We start from the raw sequence: 26,808 nt of genomic DNA, 5'->3' as shown, positions 1-26,808 counted from the left end.
GATAGCCTACTTCGCAGTTGCATAGCGGTGTGTCGGCACGGGGCGGCCGGGGCGGAGACTCTGACTCTGGCGGAACGTCGGCGTGACGCCGAGCGTCGCGCACTCGGCGGACACGATCCGCTTCACCTCGCCGTCCAGCACGTCCGGGTCGATGGCCACGCGGGCGTTCACGATCAGGTCGGCGTCCTTCGCCGTACTGCCGGACGCGAGCGAGAGTTTCGCCGGGGTGTCGCCGCTCACCACGTTCGCCACGCCGAACGCGCCGCCGTCTTCCTGGCCGATCACCTTCAAGTGCGCGACCTCGCCGCCGAGGCGGTTCAGCACGCCCTGCAATTCGCCCACCACGGCCAGCAGCAGCGCGTCGAGATCGAAGCCGGCGGCCGAGGACAGTTTCACGCTCGCGTTCAGCCAGCCGAGTTCGGCCTCGCCGGCCGCGTAGGTGTCGTAGTCGATGTCGAGAATCTTCCGGCCGAACCCCCCGTCCTGGTCGAGCAGTTCCACGAGGGCCTCGAAGCCCTGGCCGGTCGTCGCGGACACCTTCAACAGCGGCGTGCCGGGGAACTTCGCGGCGACCAGTTTCGTCAACGTCTCCAGGTCGGCCGGGGCAATCTCGTCGATACGGTTGATGACGATCGCGTCGGCCTCTTCGAGTTGCTTGGTGAAGATGTACGCGGCCTTCGGCGAGAAGCCGGACTTGCCGCCCGCGAGAATCTTCAGGCCGTGGCTCGGCTTGAACAGCACCGCGTAGGGGGCGACCACGAACCGCCCGGCGTACAGGTCCTTCAGCGGTTGCACGACGGTGGCGACGAGGTCGGTGCAACTGCCGACCGGTTCCGCGAGGATCACGTCCGGCCGTTCCGATTCTTCCAGCGAACCGACACGGTCCACGAGGTCGTCGAACCGGCAGCAGAAGCACGCCCCCGGCACTTCCTTCACCGCGAAGCCTTGCGCCCGCAGGTTATTCGTGTCAACGAGGTCGTGCGCCTGGTCGTTCGTCACCACGCCGACGCGGTGTCCACGAGCCTGGTAGAGGCGGGCGAGGCGGGCCAACGTCGTCGTCTTGCCGGCCCCGAGGAAGCCGCCGACCATCACGAATCGCACCGACATGGAATACCTCCGAGAAAACAAAGAAGAAGAGTCTCGCGCGAAGCCGCAGAGGCGCAAAGAAGAGAAGGAAGACAGGACAGCATAGAAGCCAAGAGGAACTTCATTTTCTTCTGCTGAATTGAACTCTGTTCTGCTTCCCCTCTGGTCCTCTTTGCGTCTCTGCGGCTTTGCGCGAGACTCCTCTTCTTTCTTACGACGGGGAAATGGGGACTACTTGTCCGCGAGCTTGATGTAGCACTTGCCGCGTTCGTCGCGGAGCCAGTCCTCGGGGGCGGCGTCGCGGTCGGCCATCACGCCGTACAGGTACTGGCTCGGGCCGTCACGGTCGCGATGGCGGTCGAGGATGGCTCCCGCGCGCTCCCAGGCGTCGCCGGCCTCGAACTCGTGCAGGGCTTCCTCGTAGGCCGTGAACGCGGCCTCCTTCATACCGAAGGTGTCGTCGAGGTCGTACGGAAGGAGTTCGAAGATGCTGAACGGCTCGTCCATGCCGGCCGGGGCCACGCTCACCAGTCGGCGGAGGCGGCCGTCCACCACCCGCGGGTCGCCCAGCCCGCCGGCCACGGCGGCGTCCACGATGATCTCCACGCCGAACCGCTTCGTGAGCGCCTCAATGCGAGCCGACCGGTTCACCGTCGGGCCGAACACGTCGATCTTCTTCATGTCGAAGTTGCCGAGCTTGCCGACGAGGGCCGGGCCGTGCGTCAGGCCGATGCCGATGCGGAGGGAACTCAGCGGCGTGTGGCGGTGCGACCGGAGGCGGGCGAAGTTCTCGCGGATGCTCAGGGCCGCCCGCGCCGCCTTTCGGATTTGCACCTCCGACGAGAGCGGGTCGGGCCAACCCCAGAAGCCCATGACGGCGTCGCCGATGAACCCGCCGATCACGCCGCCGTTGTCGTTGATCGCCCGGCTCATCTGTTCGAGCGCGTTCTGGAAGATGCCGCTCCATTGCGCTTGTAAGTCGTCCTGACCCTGCGCCGCGAAGCCGCACGAGCCGCGGAGGTCGCAGAACAAGACCGTCACGTCCAGCGTCCGCGGGGCGAGCTGCTGGTCGAAGTTCGGCTGGTTCAGGAGGCGTTGCACCGGCCGCGGGAGGAAGCCGACGGCCTCCTGGAAGCGGACGCTAATACGGCTCATGCGGTCGAGGGCGGCGTAAAGTTTGGCGAACAGCAGCACGACCTTCTGCGCCTGGGCCACGCCGGGATCGCTCGCCAGGTCCACGACCCGGCCCGGTTCCGGGAACGGGGCCGAGACGTACAGCGCGAGTTGCTCGCCGTCGCTGCCCCGCACCTGGACCGGCGCACAGACGGCCCAGCCCGGAACGGCGAAGCCCGTCTGGCGGCTCGTCCCCTTGCCGGACGCCCCTTCCAGCGACGGGCTGCCGCCGAACTTCGGGTGGACGCCCGACTGGCCGGCGTCGGCCTTCCAGAAGCCGGCCAACACGCCGCCGTTTTGCCCGACCTTCCGCGCCGCGTCCCGGACGAACGTCCGGCTGAACCACGGCATCCGCTCCTTGCCGCGGGGCCGCGGATCGCCCTTCGCCGGGATGACGACCACGTCGGCCGCCGCCTCCGAGTTCGCCACCGCCCGCCGCACCGCCTGCCGGAACATTTCGTCCAGTGCGTCGGTCGACCGCGTCGGGTCGAACCGGTCCACGATGTCCAACAGACCGGTGATGACGTTGTCCGAATCGACGAGCGGCGTGCGGAGCACCTCGGCCTCGCCGACGGCGAGTTCGAGTTGCTCCTTCTTCGGACCGTCCCCCCGCAGGGCCGCCATCTGCGCGGTGCTACTCTTGGCCCAGTTGTTCGCGAACCCCTGGAGTTGGTCCGGTGCGATCGACACGTTCAGGTCGGGGCCAGAGGGGTCGGGGTCGAACGGCACGAACTTCGTCGGCGGGCGGATGGGTTGTGGCTTGACGACCTCGGCCGCCTTGACGGCGGTCGTCTGGTACGGCAACGACCCGGCCGAATCTTCTTCGGGGTGCAGCGAGAACAAGAACCGGGCGATGCGGAACGAGTCGCCGGGCCGAAGTTCGAGCACGTCCGGGGCGGATTGCCCCTTCGCCGTCAGGAAGCCGTTGGTCGTCCGCTTCGGCTTCGTCCGCCGGGTCACGTGCAGGACTTGGCCGTCCCACTTGAGTAGCGCGTGGTACCCGTGCCCGCTGACGTTCTTGTAGTCGATTTCCGGCACGTCCTTCTCGGCCACGCCGAGGGTGACGATGCCGCCGCGGCCGTCGTCCATGCCGGCGATTTGCGCGAGGCTGATCTCTTTATCGACTTCGAGTTCGTGGACCCACATCGGCAGGGAGCCGCCGGCCGGGCGAAGAAGAGTAGCCTCCAGGCGTGGCATCGAACGTCCTCACGTCATGCGAACCCGGCCCAACCATCCTCGGTTTCCGGGGGCGACGGTTCGCAATTGAGACTGTCCGTCATTGTAGCGAGTGCCCCACGGTTTCGTTTACCGAAAAATGAGGCGGCAGGACGGCCCCATATCGGGCACTCGCGGGGCGATTAATCGGCACTTTTCTGAACAGTTTCGGCCGCGGCGGGGCTTTATCATGGTGAGGGCACCGACACCCACCGGAACTGCTGATGGCGTCCGTTCATTCCCTGCTGGCCAAGCTCCGCCGGCCGTCGTCGTCGGCCGACAGCGACCGCATGTTGCTGGCCCGGTTCGCCACGACCGGCGACGAGACGGCGTTCGCCGCGCTCGTCGATCGGCACGGGCCGCTCGTGCTCGGCGTCTGCCGCCGCACGGTCCGCGACCACCACCTAGCCGAGGACGCATTCCAGGCGGTCTTCCTCGTTCTCGCGAAGAAGGCCGGCCGGGTGAGCGTGCGGGAATCGCTGGCGAACTACTTGTACGTCGTCGCCCGGCGGGTCGCCGTCAAGGCCGCCCGACGGCGGCAGGCGGCCCCCGTCGTTCCGGCGGCGGGCGAGGCGGCCGAGCAACCGGACGTTGCGGGGCGGTTCGAATTGAGTTGCGTTCTCGACGAGGAGCTGGGGCGATTGCCGGAGAAGTACCGTTCGCCGCTGATCGCCTGCTACCTCGAAGACCGCACCCAGGACGAAACCGCAGCGTGGCTCGGCTGGTCGCTCAGCACGGTCCGCCGTCGCCTGGACGCGGGCCGCGAGTTGCTCCGTCACCGACTGACCGCCCGCGGGGTCACGCTCGGCAGCGGGGCGTTCGCTGCGGCCGTCAGCGTTCCGGCGGCACTGGCCCGCGACACCGTCGCGGCGGCGGTCGGCGTCCACGCGGGCGCGGCCGTCGGCCCTCACCTTCTTCCCCTGGTCAACGAGGGCTTACGCATGAGTTCGAACGTCTGGAAAATCGGTGCTTCCCTGGTGGGCGTGGCAGCCGCGGTCGCGGTCGGCGTGGCGGTGTCGAACGGGGAGGAGAAGCCGAAACCCGAGATCGGGCCGAGGCAACTGATCACCGCCCCGGCACAGGTTGTGAAGTGGTCCACCATCAAGGGCCGCGTCGTCTGGCCGGGGCAAGCACCAGCAATCGCCCCCATAGCCGTGACCGCCGACAAGGAACACTGTCTGAGCAAGGGGGCATTGGAACCGGACGAACTCGTCGTCAACAAGAAGAACGGCGGCCTCAAGAACGTGTGGGTCTACTTGCGCCCGGACGACGACGACCGCGCCGCGGCGTTCAAGCCGGCGGACATTCACCCCGACCTGCTGAAGCCGAAAGCGAAAGAGCACGACGTCGATCAGCCGTGCTGCCAGTTCGTGCCGCGAATCTTAGCCCTGCGGGCGGGGGACACGATCAAGTTCAAGAACAGTGCGCCAATCCCGCACAACGTCCACTTCGACAGTAACGAGGCCACCGAGTCGTTCAACATGGTGATCGCGCCGGTTCAATCTCTCACCAGCAAGCCGCTGACCGCCGAGCGAGTCCCGGTGACGTTCAAGTGCGACATCCACCCGTGGATGAAGGGATACGCCTTGGTGTTCGCCCACCCGTACTTCGCCGTCACCGACGCCGACGGGAACTTCGAGATCAAGAACGCCCCTATCGGCAAGTACCGCATCGTCTACCGGCACGAGCGCGGCTACCACAAGGGCAAGGACGGGTCGAAGGGCTTCCCGGTCGAGATCGCCGGGACGACGACGGAATTGGACCCGCTCAAGTACGAGGAGCCGGCGAAGTAACGACAAAGCCCACCCGTCATCGCGACGGGTGGGCCTGCGCTTCCGTTCAAATTTCACTCACCCCGCGAGCAGCGAAGTCGGGCCGGAGATGAGTACCGTGGCGCCCACGTCCGTCCACTGTTCGACGTGATCGCTGCCGTCCTCGGCCCACTGGTAGTCGCCGGGCCGCATCCGCACGGTGCCAAGGATCAATTCGCCTTCCAGCACCAAGCACTCTTCCAGCCCGTCGTGGTGGTGCGGCGGGATGCGGCTGCCCGGTTCGAGCTTCACGATGGCCGAGAACCGCTTCGCGGTCGAATCCAGGTGCAGCAGGCGCGCGGTCACTCCGGGCATGTGCGAGTACTGGAACATCGCCTCTTCGCGGAAGGAAAATTGCAGCGCCGACAACTTCTCGGCCGCGTCGCGCTGCTGTTCCAGGGTCGGGTTCGCCGGCGGGGCGACGGCGAGACGGTCGAACAGTTGCTGTTTAACCATCGGCGGTGGTTCAACCGCCGGGATCTCGGCCGTGAGGGCGAGAATCGCCGCGTCGAGCGCGTCGAGCTCGTCCGGGGCGAACAGGTCGAGTATTTCGTCAGTCATGGTTATTTACTAATCCCCGTTGTCAGGCGTTCCTTCAGGCGGAGGAATCCCAAACGGATGCGGGTCTTCACGGTCCCTAACGGAATGTTCAGGTGCCGGGCGATCTGTTCGTGGGTCAGGCCGTCGAAGAACGCCAGCCGGATTGGCTCTTGCTGATCCGGGGGAAGCACGCCCAATGCCGAAATCACCTGCGCGGCATCATCTTGCCGCGAAAGGTTGATGTCCGGCTTACTGTCACTGGGCACTTCCGGGACCGTGTCCGTCACGGTCTCTCGGCGCTTGCGGAGCCGATCGACCGCCCGGGACCGGGCAATCATCAGCACCCATGATTCGGCCGACGCGCGTCGCGAGTCAAAACGGTCGGCCTGCCGCCACACCTGCCAGAACGCTTCTTGCAATACGTCCTCGGCGTCCGTGCGGTTTCGCAGAAGGTGTAATAAAAGGCCAAAAACCCGCGACGCATACCGATCGTAAAAATCGGCAAAGGCCGGACGATCGCGATCGGCCACACGGTGCAGGATTTCGCAATCGGAGATGACCATGACAAGCCCACCCGTGAGGAGAAGTGGCCACGGAGCGATTTTATGTAAAACAACGAGCACGGGACAATAATCTCGTGTACAAGTTCATCCATCTATTGTACAAGCGACGAATCCGGCGATCCGAATGGCTCGTATCCTCGAAGATCCGCCGGCGAATTTGAATCGCGCCCACTTTTTTCACGAGGGAAAATAATCATGCGACGAATTCCAACGGGTTGGATCGGCGTGCTGCTCGTCCTGGCCGCCCCCGCGTTCGGGCAAGATAAGGCCCTGTCCGACAAGATGATGGCGGACAAGATGGCCGCCGACAAAATGACAATGGACCAGGACAAGAAGATCGCCTCGCTGATTTACGAGACGGTCAAGGAGGGCGTAGAACTCTACAACGGCGGCAACCAGGAAGGCTGTCTGCGGCTCTATCAGGGGTCGCTCATGACCCTCCAGGGCGTGCTCGACTACCGGCCGACCACGGCGAAGGCCATCAAGGACGCGCTCGCGGCGGCCAAGACGCAGAAAACCTCCGACGCCTCGTTCACCCTGCGGAAGGCCCTCGACGGTGCGCAGGCCGATCTCACCGCGAAGGCGATGGCCAAGGCCGCCGACGCGAAGCCGCTGTGGGACCGCCTCGGCGGGGAAAAAGCGGTCGCGGCCGTCGTCCACGACTTCGTGATCGCCGCCGCCCCAGATCCGAAGGTGAACTTCTTCCGCGACGGCAAGTACAAGCTCGACGACGCCGGCGTGAAGAAGCTCGAAACGATGCTCGTCGAGATGATCTCGTCGGCCACCGGCGGCCCGCTGAAGTACAACGGCCGCAACATGAAGGACACGCACAAGGGGATGAAGATCACCGAAGAGGAGTTCAATGCCCTGGCGGGCCACCTGGTCGCGACGTTGAAGAAGTACAACGTGCCCCAAGCCGAGATGGACGAACTCGTCGGGATCGTCGCCAGCACGAAGGGCGACATCGTCGAAGTGAAGTAACCCATCGGGATTTTCGGCGAGCGGGGGCGTCAGCCCCCCCTGATTCTCGCCAATCGCAGAATCAGGGGGCTGACGCCCCCGCTCACCTCTTCAGCTCATCGCTTCAAACGCCTCGATCGCTTCCGGCAGTTCCGCCAGCGTGTCGATCGTCCCATCCGCCCCGGCGTCGAGCAACACGTCGCGCACGGCCGCGCGCCGCCGTTCACGTTCCGCCGGCGCGAGGGCCGCGAACTCGCCTTCGGTCAGCCCCATTTCGTTGCTGCTGTCCACCACGCCGAGCGCCCACGTCCCGGCGCTGCGGGCCTCGGCCATGTCGATCGGCGTGTCGCCGACCTTCACCACGGCCTTTGGCGGGTAGACGTTGAGCTTCTCCATGACGCGGAACATCATCCACGGGGCAGGCCGGCCCTGCGGCACATCGTCGGCACAGACGGCCGCGTCCGGCTCGAACCCTTGCTCCTTCGCGGCCGACAGGCAGACGGCGAGGGCCGCGTGGAAGTAGCCGGTCGTCGTGCCGATCTTGAGTCCACGCTCGCGGAGGAGGCGGGCCGTCTCAGGGACGCCGGGGATGAGTCTGGCACACTCGCGTGCCCCAGCCAACTGCATCGGCGTGACGATTTGGTAGAGTTCCTCAACTTCGGCTTCCGTCCACGGTCGGCCCATCGCCTTCAGCATTTCGCGGATGTGGTCCTTCTTGTGCAACCCCATCGGCCGCCGGGTTTCGGCCATCGTGACCGCGATGCCCTTCGTGGCGAACGCCTTATGGAAGGCGTGCACCGGCGCGCACGAACCAAAGTCGATGATGGTCCCCGCCCAGTCGAAGACGACGAGTTGAATCGGCATGAATTAGCCCAGGTAGCGAGGCAGCATCCAGTCGATGACGAGGAGGGCCATCACCCCGGCGAGGTAGACGAGCGACCCCCGCAGCACCGAGCGGGCGGTGCGGTCGTTGCGGAGTTTCGCGAAACGGACGGTGCGGGCGAGGAACCACACCCCGAGGAGAGCCGAGCCGACGAGGAACAGCCAGCGGGCGGAGCCGAAGAAGAACGGCGTGAGGCCGACGGCCAGCAGCAGGGCGGCGGTAGCGACCGACGCGACGCCGGTCCAGAAGCCGTCCGGCCGCTCGACGCACGGGAGCATCTTCATGCCGCCGCGGGCGTAGTCGGTCCGGTGCAGGAAGGCAATGCTGTAGAAGTGCGGCAGTTGCCACACGAAGAGGATGGCGAACAGGCAGACCGCGTCGGCCGAGATCGTGCCGCGGGCGGCACACCAGCCGATGACCGGCGGCAGAGCGCCGGGGATCGCGCCGACGACGGTGTTCCAGGCGGTGACACGCTTCAGCGGCGTGTAAACCGCGACGTACAGGAAGCCGGTGGCGGCGGCGGCAATGGCGGCGGACGAGTGCGGCACGGCCACCAACAGGTACACCACGCCGACGATTGCGAGGGTGACGCCGAACGAGAAGACTTCCGCCGGTCGCATCCGCCCGCCGGGCAGCGGGCGGTTCAGTGTGCGGTGCATCTGCGAATCAGCCCGGCGTTCGAGCCAGTGGTTCAGGGCGCTGCCGCCGGCCGCGACGAGGCCCGCCCCGATGAGCGTGTGCAGCAGGACGGCAATGTTCGCCGACGGGGCGGCCCCGAGAAAGTACCCGACGGCCACGGTGACGAGGGCCATCATCGCGATCTTCGGCTTCGTCAGTTCGAGGTAGTCGGCGAACCGCGTGCGGACCTCGCTCATGGCCGGTGCGGTCAGGGTTCGCGGCAAGGTTGCGGTCGCTGGCATGATGGTATCCCGTCGGCAGACGGGTTCGCGTTGGTGTGACGATTGTTCTAGGAAACCTGGGCCGGAACGGTAGCCGGCCGGTCGCGAACTTCGGGCAATTCTCGCACGGCCGGGGCCTCACCGCCGACCCCAATGGGACGCCGGCCGAGTCGCACGGCGAACGCCACCGTCGAGGCGAGGAGGGCCGCGCCGATCAGTTGGTGGGCCGTCCGCATGATCGCCTGCGGCTTCGTGACGGTCCGCTCTTCCGGCAGTTTCTGGGCTTGCGGCCCGGCCGCGACGAACTTGCCGATGTACGACTCGACGCCGAGCGACACCTGGATGCCGACGATAAAGAGCAGGTGGATTGCCGCCCCGCGGAACAGCGGCTTCGCCACGGGGTTCAGCAAGACCTTCGCGGCCAGCCAAACGAGGAAGCCAGTCGCCACGAACGCGGTGAGGATGTGCAGTCGTTGGGCAACGGACGAGCCGTAGTGACGGACCCACACGGCCCACACCAGTTGCAACAGCAGCACGCCGACGGTGATCCAGGCCAGCCGTGCGAGTGGCTCGCGGTCGTCGGACGGAAGTGCGTCCCCTTCCCGCCGCGGCGTACACAGCACCATCGTGGCCACGAGAACGGCAAACGTGACCTGCCCGAAGACGCCGTGGATGGCGGCGAGGTTCGTGCCCGCCAGCGCGTTCAGGAACACGCGGAAGCCGCCGAGTAGCCCCTGCACCATGACGAAGACGAGGCTCACGCTCGCCATCAGCCGCACGGCCCCGCCCGGCGTCCGCTTCGCCGCGGCGGCCGCTCCGAACAGCAGCACTGCGAAAGCGAACGCCGCTGTGCCGGCCCCCTGCGCCACCGGCCACTTCGTGATTTGTTTCAGCGACTCCGACTGATTCACCCGCTGTTCGTAGTCCGGTTGTTTCGGATCGAGGTGCTGTTGTTCCCGGGCTTTTTCTTGAACTTCCGTCCAGACGTGCTTCATCCCCTTGTAGAACTCGTTATACCCGCCGACCAGGCCGACGATCGTAACCAGCCCGACGAGCCGCAACTTCCGGTCGGGTTCGCCGAGCCAAGCACCCAGCGCGAAGACGATGGCGGCCGCCCCGGTCATGAACCCGAGGAGGCGGTGCGAGTGTTCGATGAGGAAGCCGAATTCGAGTTGCTGCCAGTCTTGCCCGAGCAAGAACAGCGGTTCGGTCGGCCAGACCGGGTCGGCCATGCCGACGCGGAACGTCGTCACGAAGCCGCCGAGGGTGAGCAGCACGACGGTCAGCACGACGGTCAGCACCGCGGCGATGCGGACCCAGCGGGGTGTCGGTCGGAGTGTGTTCATGCGGTCGGTCATTTGTAGATCTTCGCCCGCACGTCGTCGGGGAGGTGCCGCGGCACGGGCAACGCTTTTAGAAACAGCACCAAGTCCCAAACCTGGGCGTCGCTCAGCGTCCCCTCGCCCACGCCCGGCATGCCGGACGGCGGGATGCCGCAGCGGATGCGGCGGAACAGGTCGAGCGGATCGCCACCGGCCCGGTAGGTTCCGGCGCTCAGGTTCGCGGGCCGCACGGCGACGCCCCAGTCGTCGTAGAGGTAGTGCGTCTCGCGGCCGTAGTCGCGGTGGCAACTCGCACAGCCGGCCGTCTGGAAAGCCGCGAACCCGCGGCGTACCTGCCCGTCGTAAGCCGCGTCCGTCCCGCCGTCTTTGACGTCCAGCGGCGGCACTGGCGGGCGAACCACCTTCGCCTCGGCGTCCGCGAACCGCTTCGCCCAGTGGGTGAGCGACAACTCGGCGAACAGTTCCGGCGGCCCCGTCAGGCCGTCTTCCCCCAGAACCGCAGAAAGGAGGTCGCTCTCAACTTTTCCCCGCAGGGCCAGGAAGAGCGTGTAGTCCACGACCGCGTCGAGTTGGTCCGGCGGCAGCAGGGCGAAACTCGGCATCGAGTTCCCGGCGATGCCCACCTTGACCATCGCCACCACGTCGTCCCGCGTCGTGAGGCCGACGGTGCTGGAGATGTACTTGAACTTCGCCAGCCGGAAGTCCCGCGGGTGGGGGTAGACGTACAGCCCGGTCGGGCCGCGGCCGTCGCCGGTGCTGCCGTGGCACTGGGCACACTTCTCCTTGTACACCCGGCTGCCGACGGCGAGTTTGGCTGGCGTCAGCCCAAGGGGGTCGCCCGACAATTTCGGGGCGGCCGGCGTGCCGAACAGGTCGTCGAGCACGGCCGCGAGTTTGTCGCGATCGGCCTTCGGCAACTTCGCCGGTTCGAGGAGTTTGCCGCCCGTGTTCGGCAGGTCGGCAATGGACTCGTCGAGTTTGCCGCTGCCGTGCAGGTCGTTCGGCGGGGTCGGCGGTAGCTTGGCGATGATCGGGTCGCTGCGGAGGAGGAACCGCAGGTTCGGGTCGTAGCCGACCGAGTCGGTCGACGGCCAACCCGCAACGACAAGGGCGAGGACGACGCCAATCAAGATGGCGAGGCCCCCGCCCAGCAGGATGAAGTTTCGTCGTCGCATGGCCGGGGTCCGACCGCCTCGGCGTTAGAACGCGAAAAACTGGCGGGTCAGGTAGTCGGTGATCGTGAACAGGAACAGCAAGAACGTCCAGAACAACGCCGCGACGGCCGTCAGCCACGTCAGCTTGTCGCCGTGGCGGAGGTCCATGAAGAACACCGTTAGCACGATGCCCTGAACGCAGGCGACCGCGAGGCTGACCCAGACCTTCGCCGGGCCGAGGTCGGTGAAGCCGATGAGCGTCGCCATGCACGCCAGGCCGGCGAGGATGAGGAAGGTCAGCGTGCTCCCGCCAATGGTGGCGGGCGGCAGGTGATCTTCCTCGAAAATAATCGGCTTTTGAACGTGGTCGGACATCGCAGGTATCCCGTTATGCCGCCGGCGGACCGGCGGGTGAGTGCCTTAAAAGTGCAGGTGCTCCACCGAGTGAATGCCCGCCATGTACAGCAGTGGGAACAGGAAGATCCACACGAGGTCCACGAAGTGCCAGTACAGGCTCATGACCTCGATGTAGATGTACCGTTCCGTCGGCCGGAAGAACCCCATTTGAGCGAGGATCAACTGCCACACCAACAGGCCCAGGCCGACGATCATGTGGAGGACGTGCAGGCCGGTCATGCTGTAGTAGAACATGAAGAAGATCTGCACCCGCTCCCGTTCGTTCCAGGTCATCTTGTCGCTGATCGCCTTCGCCTTGCCCTCTTTCTCTTCGAGGACGTGCTTCAGGTTCACGGCGAAGACGCTGACTTCCTTCAGGATGGGCTTGCCCGACTCGTCCACCGTGTCCACCAGCGTCTTTTGCTGGCTCGGCACGAGGCCTTCCTCGTAGTCGCCGTAGTACTCGCGGGCCTTGAAGCAGAGAAACACCGTGCCCAAGACGATCGTCGCGACCAACCACAGTCTCAGGCCCGCATGCTCACCCTTGTAGGCGGAGCGGATGGCGAGCGTGATCGTGAAGCTGCTGCTCAGCAGTAGAAACGTGTTGATCGTGGCGATCAACGGGTTGAGCGCCGTGCTACCGGCCTCGAACTCCTTCGGGTACCAGATGCGGTACGCGGTGTAAGCGCACAACACGCCGCCGAAGAACAACACTTCCGTCACCAGGAACAGCCACATCCCGAACCGGACGGAGGCGTGTTGCTGGCGGATGTTGTTGAAGTGGTGGGCGACAATCGGCTGCCGCCCCGGACTCGCAAGATCAGTGGCCACTCGTCACCCCATTTCCAGCCACCGCGTGGCCGTTCGTCCCGTTCGTCGTGTGGTGCGGCTCGGTTTCCAGTGCGTACCGGCTCGGCAGCGCGTATTCGTATGGGCCGTGCGTGACGATCGGCAGTTCGTCGAAGTTGTGCGGCGTCGGCGGGCTGCCGATCTGCCATTCGAGGCCGGTCGCCCGCCACGGGTTCGCCCCGGCGTCGCGGCCGAAGAACAGCGAGGCCGTCAGGTAGAAGACCGGCATCACGTACCCGATGCCCTGGATCGTCGCTCCAGCCGTGCTGAGGATCTGCCACAGTTGGAATTCGGCCGGGTAGTACGGGTACCGCCGCGGCAACCCGTGGTAGCCGGACACGAACTGCGGCAGGAACGTTAGGCTGAACCCGACCAGCATCACGACGGCGGCGAGGCGGCTCCAGAAGTCGGAGTACATCTTGCCGGTCATCTTCGGCCAGTAGAAGTGCAGCCCCGCCTGCCACGCGAACATCATCCCGCCGACCATCGTGAAGTGGAAGTGGGCGATGACGAAGTACGTGTCGTGCAGGTGGATGTCGCTGCCGAGAATCCCGAGGAACAGCCCGGTCAGCCCGCCGATGGTGAACAGCACGATGAAGCCGATCACGAACAGCATCGGGGCTTCGTAGGTGATCTGCCCCTTGTAGAGCGTCGCCACCCAGTTGAACACCTTCACGGCGCTCGGCACGGCCACGAGCATCGTCAGCACGGAGAAGACCATGCCGAGGTAGATGCCTTGGCCGGAGAGGAACATGTGGTGGCCCCACACCAGGAAGCCGACCACCGCAATGCCCACGCTACTCCAGGCGACGGCCTTGTAGCCGAAAATGTTCTTACGGCTGAAGCAGGTGATGACTTCGTTGATCACACCCATCCCGGGCAGGATCATGATGTACACAGCCGGGTGGCTGTAGTACCAGAACAAGTGCTGGAACAACAGTGGGTCGCCGCCGATCGTCGGGTCGAAGATACCGATGCCGAAGATGCGCTCGGTGGCGAGCAGACTCACGGCCATCGCGAGGACCGGCGTGGCGAGAATCTGGATGACGCTCGTGGCGTACATGGCCCACACGAACAGCGGCAGGCGTCCCCACGTCATGCCCGGCGCCCGCATCTTGTGGACGGTGGCGATGATGTTCAACCCGGTCAGGATCGACGAGAACCCGGTGATGAACACGCCCAGCCCGGCGAACAGCACGTTGGTGTGCGAATACTTGCTGCTGTACGGCGGGTAGAACGTCCACCCCGTGTCGAGGCCGCCGATGAGAAGGGCCGCGATGAAGAACATCGCCCCGCCGAACCAGACGTACCAAGACAGGAGGTTCAGTTTCGGGAAGGCCATGTCCTTCGCACCGACCATGATCGGCACGAAGAAGTTCCCCAGGATGCCCGGGATCACCGGGATGAGGAACAGGAACAGCATGATCGTGCCGTGGGCGGTGAACGCCTTGTTGTACTGGTCGAGTTCGAGGATCGCCCCGGTTGGGGTCAGCAGGTTCAGCCGCACGAGGCCGGCCGCGATGCCGCCGCAGAGGAAGAACACCGTCAGCGGGATCAGGTACAGAATGCCGATCCGCTTGTGGTCGACCGTCAACAGCCACGACAGCCAGCCGTGGGCGTGATTGAGGTAGTTCACCGCTGGCGGGCCGTCGAGGTCCGTGACCGGCGGGGCCGTCTGCGGCGTGTAGTCGAGTTCCAGAACCTGGGTCGATGGCGTAATCGCCGGTGCGTGCGTGGCGGGTGTCATATTAGTTCGCTCCCTTCGGTGTCGGGGCGGGGGCGGGCGGGTTCGGGTTCTTCGGGGCGGGCGGCGGTGGCACGGCCGGGCTGCCTTCGCCCAGCGACGGCCCTTGTGTCGGCGCGCCGACCGGGGCGGCGTCTTGCGACGTTCGCTTCGGCAGTTTGCCCTTCTTCAGGTACTGGATGTACGCGACCAGTTGGCCGAGTTCTTCCTCGCTCAACTGCGCCCGCGGGAAGGCCGGCATGATCGGTTTCCAGCCGACGTGGACCTTCGCCATCGGGTTGCGGATCGACTCGCGGATGTACGAGCCGTCGGCGGGGACCGTCTTGCCCCCTTCGACCGGCACCTGCGAGCCGAACAGCCCTTCGAGGTTCGGGGCACGGTTCGACGAGTTCACGCTGTCGGCGTCGTAGACGTTGTTATGGCAATTGATGCACTGCATCTTGAAGAACAACTGCTGCCCGTGCCAGGCCGCGGTGCCGTCGGTCGGGCGGTCGCCCGGTGCCCCGGCGTTGTCGGTCTTGTGACCCGCGAGCCAGTCTTGATAGTCCTCGCGGGACAGGACGTGAACCTTGCCGACCATCTGCGAGTGGCCCTGGCCGCAGTACTGGTCGCAGAAAATGTGGTACGGTTCGCCGGCCTTCGTCACCTTGGTCGGCTTGTACCACGTCGTCACGTAGCGGCCCGGCACCACGTCGATCTTGTTGCGGAAGGCCGGGATGCCGAAGTCGTGGATCACGTCTTCGCTGGTGCCCGTCACCTTCACGGCCACATCTTGTTGCAGGTGCAACTCGTTGATCTCGCGGACGCCGTTCGGGTGCTGGATCTTCCACATCCACTGCTTGCCGACGACGAAGATTTCCGGAGCATCGGCCGGCGGGTGTGTGGCGGCGTCGAAAATCGGCAGACCGAAGACGAAGAACGACAGGAAGAACGCCGTCGGGATGATCGTCCAGAGCAGTTCGAGTTTGTGCGACCCGAGGATGCGGGCCGACTTGCCACCGGGCTTCTTGGCGTACTTGAAGCACAAGAACGTGAGGCCGGCGTAGACCAACAACCCGGCCGCCGTGGTGACGACGAGGATGTAGATAAACAGCCAGTCGTAATCGATGGCGAACTGGGTTCCGCGTTCGGGCCACAGCGGTAGTCCGAGTCCTTCTGCCAGAAGCATCGGGAAAGTCCTCGTCGGTGAATCAGTTCAGGCTCGGCGCCGGGTACACGCCGGGTTCGCCCGGTTTCGGGACCACGTCCGCCGGGGTGAGTTTCTTTTCCGTCCGCGACCGCCGCCACGCACTGTAGGCGATCAGGCCGATGATGAACGGGAACGGCAGGGCGAATAAACCCATCGCCCGCATCGTCGGCCGGTAGTGGCCACTCGTGCTGTCGTAGGCGAAGCAGAGCATCGCCAGTCGTTGCACGGCGGTGCCGAGTTTACCGTCGGCCGCCGTCAACAGTGCTTGGCGGATGTCTTCCGCCGTCCAACCGTTCTCGGCCGGCAGTTCTGGCGAACGCTTCAGCCCTTGCAGCACGGTGCTGAGCGTGCCGTCCGGCGAGACGATGAACAGCGCACTCGCGTGGACGAACTCTCGCGTCTTCCGCACGACCTTTTCGAGCCGCATCCGGTCCGCGGCCGCTTCGTCGAGGGCCGCCTGATTGTCCGCCGCGTAGCGGAAGCCGACGGCGTCAGCGACACGTTGAATCTTCTCGCGGGCTTCGATCACGTCCGTGCCCTGCCCGTGATTCGCCGTCAGGAACCAGAAGCCCGGTTCGTCCGGCGACCGCTTGTCGAGTTCGCCCAAGTACGACTCCCGCATCTTCCGAGAGAACGTCGGAGCTTCCTTCGGGTCGATGCTAACTCGCACCACCTGATAGTCTTTGCCGGCGACCAACCCGAGGCGGGCGAGGGACCGGAGGGCGGACACCGTGTCGTTCAGCAGTTCGTTGCACAACTTCGGGCAGGACGAGTAGGCCAGGATCAAGAGCGTGGGCTTACCGCCCATCGCATCCTTCAGCGTGATCGCCTTTCCGTCGTGGTCGTAGAATATCTCGTCGAGCGGCAGGTGTGCCCCGAGTTTCGGCTCGATCTTCGCTTGCCCCGGCAACTCCGGGTCGCGAATGACCATCGGGGCCTTGCCGTAACTCATCTGCGCGTTCGCCGGCGCCGCCACGAGGGCGGCACTCGCGAATCCGAACAGGAGTAGCAGCGCGAACCGCATTAGTGCTTGCCTTCTTCCTTCTTCTCGGCCGGCTTCGGGGCCGGTTCTTTCGCCGCGGCGTCGACGGCCTGACCGCCGTTGGACATCTTCGGGGCGGTGCCGTAGCTGGTGTTCGGTGTCACCTTCTTCGACGCCAGGTGGACCATCTTCATCGCGTCAGCAATCGGAATGCGGGCCACGCTCTTCTTGTCGTTGACGTACTCGTAGTCGGCTAACAGCTTCTTCCCGCTGAGCGGGTCGGTGTAGCGGTCCGGGTGCAGGTCTTGCGGCGACATGATCGGCGTGCGGTCCTTGTCGCCGGGCTGGAACGACCGCACGTAGGCCGGGTCCGGGGTCTTGCCGTTCCGCGAGGCGTCGATGTTTCGCAGCCACTCCAGGCGGGGTTCCTTGAACTCGGCCCCCGGGTTGGTCGAACTAATCGTCGCGATGCGGTCGTTGTAGAACTTCGCCGCCTCGTCCGCGGCCTGTTGGTTCTGAACCACGCCCTTGCTCGTGTCGAGTTTGCCGAACTCGAACTGGCTGAACAGCGTCGTCACGATGACGTAGGCAATGCCCGCCGTGATGATGACCAGAATCGGCACGAAGATGATGCCCTTCGCGTCGAAGCGATCCGGTTCGTGGCCAGCCGTCACGCTCTCCGGCTTCGCGCCGGGCGTGTCAACGTCATGGTCGTGGGAACTCGGCGGTGCGGACGCGCCGGTCATCGCTTCGTAAATCCGGGCCCACCGGCCCCCGCTCGTCGGTTGATCGCTCATCACACCCTCCCGCGCTCCGCCGCGTCTTGTCTTTTACTCCGCCGTTCCGCACGCCGCACTTCTTAGTGGTGTCCCCAGTTCGCGAGGAAGGCCGTGTCCTTCTTCGGCAGCAGGTTCGCCTTGCGGAGTTGGCCCAGGAACGCCAGGCCCCAGATGCCGCCGACCATCGCGATTGCGGCAATCGCCATCAGCAGGTGGAAGAACTGCGTGTCTTCAGCGTGCGGGACGCACGGCACGATCCACCAGATCACGTCCGTGGCACAAATCGCCAGCAACATGATGGACATCGCCTTCATCGACTTCGGGTTCGTCTTCACTTCGCGGAACAGGAAGATCACGAACGGCAACAGCCAGTGGATCGCCATCAGGGCGTAGGCGACGAACTCCCAGCCGCCGTTGAGCCGCTTGCGGTAGTAGCCGATTTCTTCCGGGATGTTCCCAGCCCAGATCAGCATGTACTGGCCGAACGAGGCGTACGCCCAGATCATCGTGAAGGCGTACATGAGGCTGCCGATGTCGATCCGGAACTTGTCCTTCACGATGGTGAGCGCCGTCTGGTTCTCGCCGACGAGGCTGTAAAAGACCAGGGCCGAGAACGCCATCGTCACGAGGAAGCAGTCCATCGCCGCGACGACCGGGAACATGCTCGACGACCACGCCGGCTCGACCGACATGACCCAGTCGGTCATGGCCACGGTGAACAGCAAGGCCCACACGAGAACGCCCGGACCGCCGAGGCCCTTGAGCTTGCTCTTGTTCGCCGCGTTGCCCTCGTCTTCGGCCGCCGGGGCCCACTTGAGCATCGCCCGCATGAGCAAGCCGAACACGCCGAAGATGATGACCGCCCGCAGCAGGAAGAATAGCCCGTTGAGGTACAAGCCCTGACGGTGGGCGACTTCGTGCGTCACGACGGGGTCGCCGTTGGCGTGGTCCCGGGCGAACTCACCCGCAGGCACCGCCCACCAGAACGACGAATCGTGCCCCATGAACAAGGCACTGGCCGCGACCGGCAGGAACAGCACGAACATCAACGGCCACGTCCGCATCGCGGCCTGGAACACGCGGCGGAAGACGAGCGCCCAGCTCGTGCTACAAAGGTAGCCGATGAGCATGAGCGTCATCGCACCGATCGGCACGAGCGACCAGAACACGAAGCCCGACTGGTACGTGAGGAACAGGTCCCTCACGCCGCCGTGGGCCGCGTTCATTGAGGCGTTCGCAATGCCCAGCGCCAGGAACGCGACCGTGCCCACAACGGCGGACAGCAAGGCCACGCGCCGCAGGGGGGCGTAGTTCGCCTCGATCGTCGGGGCGACGTAGTGGGAATCGTCGTGGTGGTGCTCGGTCACGGGTCGCCTCGATTAATGATGACCTTTGTCGTCCTTCTTCGTTTCCGCCTTCGACTTGCCGCCCGATTCCAACAGTTTCTTCGCGTCCACCGGCAGGGTGGTCACGTCCGCGCCCTGGCTCAGTTGCAGCGCCCGGATGTACGCCGTGATCCGCCAACGGTCTTCCGGCGGAATCTGAGAGGCGTGCTCCGGCATCCCGCCGAAGCCCCAGGTGATGACCTGATAGATGTAGCCCACCGGAACCTGATCCAGCGGTACCTTCACGCCGTAGCGGAAGAAGCCGCGAGAAAAGCCCTGCTTGAGTTCTGTGGACGGTTGACCGGTCGTGGACCAGTCGAACGCCTTGTCTTGCGGGTCTTGGTGGTAGCTCGGCGGGCGAAGGAAGCCGCGTTCGACGATCTTACCCCACCCGTTGCCGGCCGCCCCGTGGCACTCGGCACAGAAGACGTTGAACCGCTGTTGGCCGCGCTTCAGTTCGGTTTCCGTCATCTCGAACGGGAACTCGTTGACGAAGTTCCCCACGTCGGTCGGCGTGCCGGCCGTCGGCACCACTTCGCCGTTCGGGTCGACAGCCTTCTTCCAGTCTGGGTTGACCTTCGGAGCCTTCCCTTGCGGCGTTAACCACGCCAACATCGGGTCGTCTGCCGAGCGTTGGCCACGGAAAACCGTGCCGGGCTGCAACGGCCGGGCCGACTGATCGAAGGCGAACACGCCCTGCGAGGCCACGTCGTACGGCCGCGGGGCCGGTTGCTCGGCCATTTTCTGTTGGCAGCCGGTCAGGCCGGTCGCCAGGGCGGCGAGAGCCAGGAATCGTCGGTGCGTCGTCACGCCGGCACCTCCTCAACACTTTTCACGTCGGCCAGGCCGCTCAGGAAGTCTTTCGTCGTCGTAGGGCTGAACCGCGGGTCTTCCGCCTCGATGGCCAGGAAGAAGCCATCCTTCGTGGCGCGGGCGAAGCCGGGCACGTTGAACAGCGGGTGGTACGGCATCGGCAGGCCGCACAGGGCGAGCAAGCCGACCACGCCACTGACGGAGGCCGTCAGCACGAGCAGTTCCCACGTGATCGGGATGAACATCGACCAAGAGAAGTACGGCTTGCCGGCGATGTTGAGCGGGTACTCAACCCAGCTCACCCACGTCAGCATCAGGAAGCCCATCGTGGCTCCGACGAGGCCGCCGGTGAACATGATCGCCCCGATTTCCGACCGCGGGAACCCGAGTTCGTCGGCGACTTCGCCGATCGGGTACGGGCTGTAGCCGTCCATCTTGGTGTAGCCGGCCTCTCGCGCGCGGCGGGTTGCCGCGATGAGCGCGTCCGCCGTGTCGAACTCGGCCAACAGGCCCCAGGTTTCGGGCGTGTGCGTGGGTGCGCTCACTTGGCGTTCTCCATGACGGCGTGACCGTCGCGACCGCCCGCGCTCCGCGGCAACAGTTCGCGCATTTCCGTGATCGACAGCATCGGCAGGAACCGCATGAACAGGGCGAACAGCGTCAGGAACAAGCCGAGCGACCCGAACATCGCGGCGTAGTCCCAGAGCGTCGGGGCGTACCGGCCCCAGCTGCTCGGCAGGTGGTCCCGCGTCAGCGTCACGATGATGACGTACCGCTCGAACCACATCCCGATGTGAACCGACCCGGCCACGAGACAGAGCAAAAGTTCGTTCGTGCGGAACTTCTTCATCCAGCACAGTTGCGGGATGATCGTGTTCGTGAGGATCAGCAACCAGTACGACCAGCCGTAGGGGCCGAACATCCGTTGCAGGGTCGTGTCCCACTCGTAAACGCTCTGGCCGTAGAAGGCCATCCAGACTTCGCTGAAGTAGCCGTAGCTGACGATCAACCCGGTGCCGAGCATGATCTTCGCGCACACGTCGAGGTGCGTCGTCGTGATCAGATCCTTCATGCCGTACCAGTGGCGGATCGGAACCGCCAGCCAGATGACCATGGCGAACCCAGCGAAGATCGCCCCGGCCACGAAGAACGGCGGGAAGATCGTCGCGTGCCACAGGGGCACAATGGAAACAGCGAAGTCGAACGACACGATCGTGTGCACGCTGAAGACCAGCGGCGTGCCGATCCCGGCGAGGATCAGGTACAGCTTTTCGTACCGCCGCCAGTGGATCGCGCTACCCCGCCAGCCCATCGCCAGCATCCCGTAGACCATCTGCTGGATCTTGTTCTTGGCGTGGTCGCGGAGGTAGGCGAAGTCGGGGATGAGGCCGATGTACCAGAACAACAACGACACGCTGAAGTACGTGCTCACCGCGAAGGCGTCCCAGCACAGTGGGCTGCGGAACTGCGGCCACACGGCCATGTTGTTCGGGAACGGGAACAGCCAGTAAGCCAGCCACGGCCGGCCCATGTGAATGAGTGGGAAGATGCCGGCGCACATGACGGCGAACAGCGTCATCGACTCCGCGAAGCGGTTGAGCGAGGTCCGCCACTTCTGGTGCATGAGCAACAGAATGGCCGAGATCAGCGTCCCGGCGTGGCCGATGCCGATCCACCACACGAAGTTGACGATGGCCACGCCCCAGAAAACCGGGGAGTTAATGCCCCACACGCCCACGCCCATGTAGAACAGCCACGCGAGGCCGAGCACAAGGGCTTGCAGGAGTGTGAAGCCGCTCAGGAACATGATCCACCACCCCTTGGGGATGGGGACTTCTCCCAGGCAGACGTTGCCGATCTTCTCGCCGATGGTGACGAGGTTCTGCTTCCCGCCGATGAGGTGTTCATCGTCGGTGAAGAACTCCGGCTCGGCTTGCTCGCCGACGGTGGACGGTGCGGAAACCGTTGCCATTAAGCGTGCCCTCCCTTGCTGGCTTCGCCGGCCAGCTTCGGATTCGGGTTCTTGATCGCCGCCAGATAACTCGTCCGCGGCATCGTGTTCAATTCGGCAAGCAAGCCGTAGTGCGACGGCTCCAATTTCCAGCGGGACACTTCACTGAACGGCAGGTGTTTGCCGGTCTCTTCCCACTTCCCGTCGGCCGTCTTCTTCACCGGAATGTACTGATCGTAGTTCAGGTCGCCGAAGCTGATCGCCTGCGACGGGCAGGCCGCCTGGCACGCGGTCTTGATTTCGCCTTCCGCGATCAGTGGCCGGATGCCCGTCGGCGTCTTGACCTTCTGACGGCTCGGGTTGTCGTGCTCGCGTTCCGCCTCGATCTCGGCGTTGCGGATGCGCTGCACGCAGTAGGTGCACTTCTCCATGACGCCGCGAGTCCGCATCGTCACTTCGGGGTTGTTCACCAGTTGCAGGGTGTTCGACTGGTCGTAGTTGGCGAACTGGAGGAAGTTAAACCGCCGCACCTTGTACGGGCAGTTGTTCGCACAGTACCGCGTGCCGACGCAGCGGTTGTAGGTCATGTCGTTGAGGCCGTCCGCACTGTGCGAGGTCGCGGCCACCGGACAGACCAACTCGCACGGGGCCTTCTCGCACTGCTGGCAGTTCACCGGCTGGAAGTGCGTCGTCACGTCGGCGTTCGACTTCCGCAGGTGCTCGGCCCGTTCCTTCGCGTCCACCCGTTCGGTGCCGCCCTTTTCTTCGGGCACGCTGAAGTAGCGGTCGATGCGAATCCAGTGCATGATCCGTCCGCGGGTCACTTCCTTCTTGCCGATGACCGGGATGTTGTTCTCGGCCGTGCACGCCACCACGCACGCGGAACAGCCGGTACACGCCCCGAGGTCGAGCGCCATCGCCCAGCGACGATAGAGCTTGTTGTCTTGGTGGTCGCGGATCAGAGTCAACGGCAGCAACCGCTTGTCGTGGATGTGCTCGCCGTCATGATGTGAGCCGTCGCCGCCCTCGTCCTCGTGCTTGTGGACGTTGTTGACGAAGCCCTTCTTGTAAAACTCTTGCGGGTGGCCCACAATCCCCTTTTCCGGGTCTTCCTTGCTGGCCAGCCACTCGCGTTCTTCCACCGAACCGGGCAGGAGCTTCCGCATCAAGCCCTTTTCGGCCGCAGACGCCGGCGGATTGTCGGCGAAGCTGAACGCGGTCGGGAACTCGTTGTGCGTGTGGTCGCCGTGCTTGACCGGCTTTCGCTCGTCACGAGCCTGCTGGACCGTGCCGTGGCGGGCGGGGCGACGGCCTTCCATCGCGTGCTGCCCTTGCGTACACGCGATGGTGTACTTCTCATGCGTCCGCTCGGCCGAACCGGGCTGCGGGCTAATGCCGCCGAGGCTCCAGAGGTTAGCCGTCGTACGAATCGGGTAGACGTTGAAGCCCGCTCCCTTGCCGACCTCGCCGACCTTCTCGCGGCCGTAGCCGAAGAACAGGGCGATAGTGTCGTCGGCCTGCCCCGGTTGGACCCACACCGGCACGCGAATCTTGCGTTCGCCGACGGTGATCTCGATCTTATCCACTTCGCTGTTGCCGTGCTCGCCGGCCGTCCAGCGGTAGCTGACTTCGCACTTCAGCCGCTCGGCCGTCGCCGGGCTGACGAGGGCGGCGTTGTCCCAGCAGATGAGCGTGACCGGCTTCGGCAGTTCTTGCAGCCAGCCGTTGTTGGCAAAACGGCCGTCGTAGATCGTCGGGTCGGGGCGGAACGTCAGTTCGATCTCGCCATCCTTCGACGCCGGGGCAGGCGACTTCTGCGTCGCGTCGGCCAACTTCGCTTCGCCCGGGGCGGCCACGGCCGTCGCCGCGGTGCCCTCGACCACGCCGCGTTCGAGGCTGGTGTGCCAGAAGTTGCCGAACTCGCCGGCCACCTTCTTCTCGGTGAAGAACTTCTGCCAGGCGTCGCGGATCAGTCCCTCCGCGGCACTCGGCTTGTCGAGCATCGCCCCGAGGAGCTCCAGCGGCGACTTGCCGTTGCTGATGGTAAAGAGCGGCTGCTGGATCGTCGCGGTACCGTCGTAGGCCCGGGCGTCGCCCCAGACTTCGAGTTCGTGAGCGGCGTTGACGTGCCAGGTCGTCTGCGTGGCGGTTTCGTCCTGATACAGCCCGAGGTGCAGGCTGGTCGTGACCTTCTGAAGTGCCGCGGCAAAGTTCAGGTCGGCCGGGGCGGTGAAGGCCGGGTTGCCGCCGAGGATCAGCAGGGCATCGACCTTGCCCGCGTTCATGTCGGCGACCAGCGCCTTCAACGAGCCCGTGCTATCGGCCGTCGCGTCTGCGTCCGGCCCGGCGAGGCCAGCTTGCACCGGCTCGACAAACCGCACGACGCCACTCTTGACCGCCCCGATCTTGTCGTTGATGGCGTGCGCCAGGTTCTGGGCCGCGACCGAGAGCGTGTCGCCGACGACGAGGACGCCGGCCTTCTTCGTGTCCTTCAAGTCTTCGGCGATCGCCTTCACCCACTGTTTCGCCCGTTCCGGCAGCGCCCCGGCGGCGGGAGCCCCGGCGACACCGAGTTCCTTCGCCAGAGCACGGACGAACGATTCGATCTCGCTCGGCTTCAGCGGCAGGCGGTGATCGGCCACGCCGCCGACGCCGCTGACCGACGACTCGATAGCGTAGATGCGGCTGAGCTTGTCGAGCGTGACGCCGTCACCGGCCTTCTTGTCGGCGTGAACGCGGACCTTCCGGCGGCTCATCGCGTCGCGGGTGTACCGCACGCCGGCCAGGCCGTTCGATTCGAAGTCGCCGTCGATACAGACGAGCGTGTCGGCTTTCTCGAAGGCGTAGATCGGCGTGAGGTACTTGCCGTAGGTCGCGTGAACGCCCTTGACGGCATTCTCCCTGCTGCTGGCCTCGTACTGCACCCACTTCATCTGCGGCAACTTCGCCTTCAACTCGGCCAGCATGTTCGCGTAGGTCGAGCCGGCCGCGACAGTGTCCGTCAAAACACGAAGACCGGCCCCCTGCTTCGCGACTTGAGCCGCGGCAATACTGGCCAGGGCGTTGCGAGCCTTCTCCCAGGTCGTGGGGATCCCCTTTTCCGTCACCACCTTCGAGCGGTCCGGATCGTAGACGCCCAGGATGGCGGCTTGCGCGAACACGTCCGTCGCGCCGAGACTGCCGGGGTGCGAGGGGTTGCCCTCGACCTTGATCGGGCGGCCTTCATGGCACTTCACCAGGACGCCGACGGCGACGCCGTTGAGCGAGACGGCCGTCGGGAAGAACAGCGGCACACCGAGGGTGACGTTCTCAGGCTTCTTGACGTAGGGAACGATTTTCTTCTGGGAGGCCGGTTTCAGCGACGGGTTACACCCAACCGCGGCGGCCAACGCCACCGAAGCACCCGACAGGGCGAGGAACCGGCGACGGGTGACGGGGTCGAGCCACTCCGCGGCGTCTTCCGGAAACTCGTCCTTCATCATCCGCTCGAAGGCCGGCGAGCCGAACATCTGTTCCATCGAATGGAACTGTTCCGGCGACTGTGCACCGGCCCCGGTCGGTTCGGCGTTCGTGTCGAAGTCGAGAGCCATCTTCCCTCTCCAATGCGGAGTTCGGAATGCGGAGTTCGGAATGAAAACGGGTATTGAATTCCGCGTTCCGAATTCCCCGTTCCGCATTTCTCAACTAGCGGTGGCAGATGCTGCAATTCGTCAGCGTCTTCTCGTCCCGCACCAAGTACTTCTCTTTCAACTCGCGGCCCAGTTCACTCTGGGTGCCGGTGCCGTGGGTCGGGCCGTAAGCCCGGCCGTCGACGTCCACCGTGCCATCATCCGGCCTCCACGCGAGGTTGAACACCTCCGACTTCGGCCGCAGGTTCTTTTCGGGGTGACGGTGACAGTCGAGGCACCACTCCATGAGCAGCGTCTTCGACTGCCGAACGAGCGGCATCTGGTCAATCCGCTCGTGGCAGGAGACGCACCCGACGCCCTTGCCGACGTGGATGCTGTGGTTGAAGTAGGTGTAGTTCGGAGTGTTGTGAACCTTCGTCCAGGCGATCGGCGTTTCGGTCTGATAGCTCTTTCGCAGCGGCTCAAGGATGTCCGCCCCGTTCCACACCTGCTGGTGGCAGTTCATGCACGTCTTGGTCGGCGGCACGCCGGCGTAGGCGGAACTCTCGACCGACGTGTGGCAGTATCGGCAGTCGATCCCGAGCTCGCTGACGTGGTGCAGGTGGCTGAACGGAATCGGCTGGTCCACGATCTCGTTGCGACCCGTGGTGTAGTCCGAGCGGAAGAACGCCGCTAGGGCCACGCCCGTGGTGGACGCGATCAGCGGAATGGACAGCAGCATGATCCGAGAGATCGGATTCATACGCTTCGGGAAGACCTGGGGCATCGACTGCCTCCGGATGATGAACGCTCAGACAAATGACGCCGGGCCGCGCGAGTTTACGGCCACGTCGGCGTATAGTTCTCGAAGAAGTACTGCATCACACGGCAACAAGTGTAGGCCGTCGTCGCCGCCATCGCACCCAGCACCTGCCCCACCGTCGCGAGACTGTCCCGGTTGCTGTTGGCCCGCCAGCCCATGAGCTGTGCGACGGTCCCGATGCCGAGAGCGATCAGCCCCACCCACATTCCGAAGGGGAACCACCAGAACGTCAGCGAGCCCCACAACCCCAGTGAGAACGAAGCCGTGGCGAGGCCGCGGCGGGTCGTGAACGCCAGAGGGGTTTCGCCGTGGGCAACGGGTTCGATCGTCGCCGGTGTGGGCACATCGCTCGTCATGCCGAACATCCTTATCGGGAAACGGGGTGTTCGTTTTCGTACTGACGCAATGTAGGAACCGCGTCCACAAGCGTCAGCCAACTGTTTCCCAGGAATTTCGGTTTCCCAGAAATGAGACAAGTGGTCACCTTCCGTCTCAGGTCTGGGACCAAGAGTATCGAGACGACAATTCGCGGGCCATCTTAATATCCGGCATTTTCGCGCCCGGTATTGCGAGCAGACAGTGATGAGAGCAATGAAATCAAAGCTCCGAGATCAACTGCAGTGCTCGAAACGATTGGAAATCGAAGAGCTGCCAAAATCTTC

The 26,808-nt window shown here is 64.9% G+C and carries 23 protein-coding genes; 2 read left to right on the top strand and 21 right to left on the bottom strand.

The window, feature by feature from the left end:
* Positions 1-6 precede the first annotated feature (6 nt).
* Both PX52LOC_RS11315 and PX52LOC_RS11310 read right to left on the bottom strand, forming a co-directional pair.
* Positions 7-1,107, bottom strand: coding sequence for a GTP-binding protein (locus tag PX52LOC_RS11315; RefSeq protein WP_149110204.1), 1,101 nt, complete (start codon positions 1,105-1,107; stop codon positions 7-9).
* Positions 1,108-1,317: 210 nt separating this feature from the next.
* On the bottom strand, positions 1,318-3,456 hold the full coding sequence (locus PX52LOC_RS11310; protein WP_149110203.1) for an adenylate/guanylate cyclase domain-containing protein: 2,139 nt from the start codon (positions 3,454-3,456) through the stop codon (positions 1,318-1,320).
* Between the two features lie 242 nt (positions 3,457-3,698).
* Here PX52LOC_RS11310 and PX52LOC_RS11305 point away from each other — a divergent pair, with 242 nt between their 5' ends.
* Positions 3,699-5,267, top strand: a complete 1,569-nt coding sequence (locus tag PX52LOC_RS11305) for a sigma-70 family RNA polymerase sigma factor (protein WP_149110202.1) — start codon at positions 3,699-3,701, stop codon at positions 5,265-5,267.
* 57 nt (positions 5,268-5,324) lie between these two features.
* Here the strand turns inward: PX52LOC_RS11305 and PX52LOC_RS11300 are convergent, their stop codons facing one another.
* Entirely contained in the window at positions 5,325-5,846 is a 522-nt protein-coding gene (locus tag PX52LOC_RS11300; RefSeq protein WP_149110201.1) for a cupin domain-containing protein, read from the bottom strand.
* A 2-nt stretch (positions 5,847-5,848) separates the two neighbouring features.
* Entirely contained in the window at positions 5,849-6,388 is a 540-nt protein-coding gene (locus PX52LOC_RS11295; RefSeq protein WP_149110200.1) for a sigma-70 family RNA polymerase sigma factor, read from the bottom strand.
* Between the two features lie 195 nt (positions 6,389-6,583).
* Between PX52LOC_RS11295 and PX52LOC_RS11290 the strand changes: the two genes are divergently transcribed.
* The gene (locus PX52LOC_RS11290; protein ID WP_149110199.1) at positions 6,584-7,369 is read left to right on the top strand and encodes a group I truncated hemoglobin; all 786 of its coding nucleotides are present in this window, start codon (positions 6,584-6,586) and stop codon (positions 7,367-7,369) included.
* A 90-nt stretch (positions 7,370-7,459) separates the two neighbouring features.
* On the opposite strand, the gene phnX is transcribed toward PX52LOC_RS11290, so the two are convergent.
* The 17 genes from phnX to PX52LOC_RS11205 all read right to left on the bottom strand — a co-directional run bounded on the left by phnX (position 7,460) and on the right by PX52LOC_RS11205 (position 26,502).
* Positions 7,460-8,212, bottom strand: a complete 753-nt coding sequence (phnX, locus tag PX52LOC_RS11285; RefSeq protein WP_149110198.1) for a phosphonoacetaldehyde hydrolase — start codon at positions 8,210-8,212, stop codon at positions 7,460-7,462.
* Between the two features lie 3 nt (positions 8,213-8,215).
* The gene (gene cyoE / locus PX52LOC_RS11280) at positions 8,216-9,151 is read right to left on the bottom strand and encodes a heme o synthase (protein ID WP_149110197.1); all 936 of its coding nucleotides are present in this window, start codon (positions 9,149-9,151) and stop codon (positions 8,216-8,218) included.
* Between the two features lie 47 nt (positions 9,152-9,198).
* Entirely contained in the window at positions 9,199-10,488 is a 1,290-nt protein-coding gene (locus PX52LOC_RS11275; protein ID WP_149110196.1) for a COX15/CtaA family protein, read from the bottom strand.
* Positions 10,485-11,648: a c-type cytochrome gene (locus tag PX52LOC_RS11270; RefSeq protein WP_149110195.1), complete on the bottom strand. Its 1,164-nt coding sequence runs from the start codon at positions 11,646-11,648 to the stop codon at positions 10,485-10,487. The genes PX52LOC_RS11275 and PX52LOC_RS11270 overlap by 4 nt, the downstream gene beginning before the upstream one ends.
* A 24-nt stretch (positions 11,649-11,672) precedes the next feature.
* Positions 11,673-12,002, bottom strand: a complete 330-nt coding sequence (locus PX52LOC_RS11265) for a cytochrome C oxidase subunit IV family protein (protein WP_149110194.1) — start codon at positions 12,000-12,002, stop codon at positions 11,673-11,675.
* Positions 12,003-12,047: 45 nt separating this feature from the next.
* On the bottom strand, positions 12,048-12,854 hold the full coding sequence (locus PX52LOC_RS11260) for a cytochrome c oxidase subunit 3 (RefSeq protein ID WP_149110193.1): 807 nt from the start codon (positions 12,852-12,854) through the stop codon (positions 12,048-12,050).
* Complete coding sequence (locus PX52LOC_RS11255) at positions 12,844-14,619, bottom strand: cytochrome c oxidase subunit I (RefSeq protein ID WP_149110192.1); 1,776 nt, start codon at positions 14,617-14,619, stop codon at positions 12,844-12,846. Before PX52LOC_RS11255 ends, PX52LOC_RS11260 begins: the two co-directional genes overlap by 11 nt.
* Position 14,620: 1 nt before the next feature.
* Positions 14,621-15,784 (bottom strand): cytochrome c oxidase subunit II, encoded by a 1,164-nt coding sequence (coxB, locus tag PX52LOC_RS11250; protein WP_149110191.1) that lies wholly within the window; start codon positions 15,782-15,784, stop codon positions 14,621-14,623.
* 22 nt (positions 15,785-15,806) lie between these two features.
* Positions 15,807-16,829: an SCO family protein gene (locus PX52LOC_RS11245; RefSeq protein ID WP_149110190.1), complete on the bottom strand. Its 1,023-nt coding sequence runs from the start codon at positions 16,827-16,829 to the stop codon at positions 15,807-15,809.
* Positions 16,829-17,584, bottom strand: coding sequence for a hypothetical protein (locus PX52LOC_RS11240; RefSeq protein ID WP_149110189.1), 756 nt, complete (start codon positions 17,582-17,584; stop codon positions 16,829-16,831). The genes PX52LOC_RS11245 and PX52LOC_RS11240 overlap by 1 nt, the downstream gene beginning before the upstream one ends.
* Positions 17,585-17,646: 62 nt before the next feature.
* Positions 17,647-18,933: a hypothetical protein gene (locus PX52LOC_RS11235; protein WP_149110188.1), complete on the bottom strand. Its 1,287-nt coding sequence runs from the start codon at positions 18,931-18,933 to the stop codon at positions 17,647-17,649.
* A 12-nt stretch (positions 18,934-18,945) separates the two neighbouring features.
* The gene (locus tag PX52LOC_RS11230; protein WP_149110187.1) at positions 18,946-19,761 is read right to left on the bottom strand and encodes a c-type cytochrome; all 816 of its coding nucleotides are present in this window, start codon (positions 19,759-19,761) and stop codon (positions 18,946-18,948) included.
* On the bottom strand, positions 19,758-20,309 hold the full coding sequence (locus PX52LOC_RS11225; protein WP_218575331.1) for a DUF3341 domain-containing protein: 552 nt from the start codon (positions 20,307-20,309) through the stop codon (positions 19,758-19,760). The genes PX52LOC_RS11230 and PX52LOC_RS11225 overlap by 4 nt, the downstream gene beginning before the upstream one ends.
* A complete protein-coding gene (gene nrfD, locus PX52LOC_RS11220) occupies positions 20,306-21,736 on the bottom strand; it encodes an NrfD/PsrC family molybdoenzyme membrane anchor subunit (protein WP_149110186.1) in 1,431 nt (476 codons plus the stop codon). The genes PX52LOC_RS11225 and nrfD overlap by 4 nt, the downstream gene beginning before the upstream one ends.
* Entirely contained in the window at positions 21,736-25,305 is a 3,570-nt protein-coding gene (locus PX52LOC_RS11215) for a TAT-variant-translocated molybdopterin oxidoreductase (protein ID WP_168218920.1), read from the bottom strand. Before PX52LOC_RS11215 ends, nrfD begins: the two co-directional genes overlap by 1 nt.
* A gap of 94 nt (positions 25,306-25,399) precedes the next feature.
* Positions 25,400-26,110, bottom strand: coding sequence for a cytochrome c3 family protein (locus PX52LOC_RS11210; RefSeq protein WP_149110184.1), 711 nt, complete (start codon positions 26,108-26,110; stop codon positions 25,400-25,402).
* Positions 26,111-26,163: 53 nt separating this feature from the next.
* On the bottom strand, positions 26,164-26,502 hold the full coding sequence (locus PX52LOC_RS11205) for a hypothetical protein (RefSeq protein ID WP_149110183.1): 339 nt from the start codon (positions 26,500-26,502) through the stop codon (positions 26,164-26,166).
* Positions 26,503-26,808: the final 306 nt, after the last annotated feature.

The sequence above is a fragment of the Limnoglobus roseus genome, assembly GCF_008254045.1.
In the GTDB taxonomy this organism is placed as follows: domain Bacteria; phylum Planctomycetota; class Planctomycetia; order Gemmatales; family Gemmataceae; genus Limnoglobus; species Limnoglobus roseus.
The sequence above is the reverse complement of the archived record's forward strand: the minus strand, read 5'-3'. Positions and strand labels throughout refer to the sequence as shown.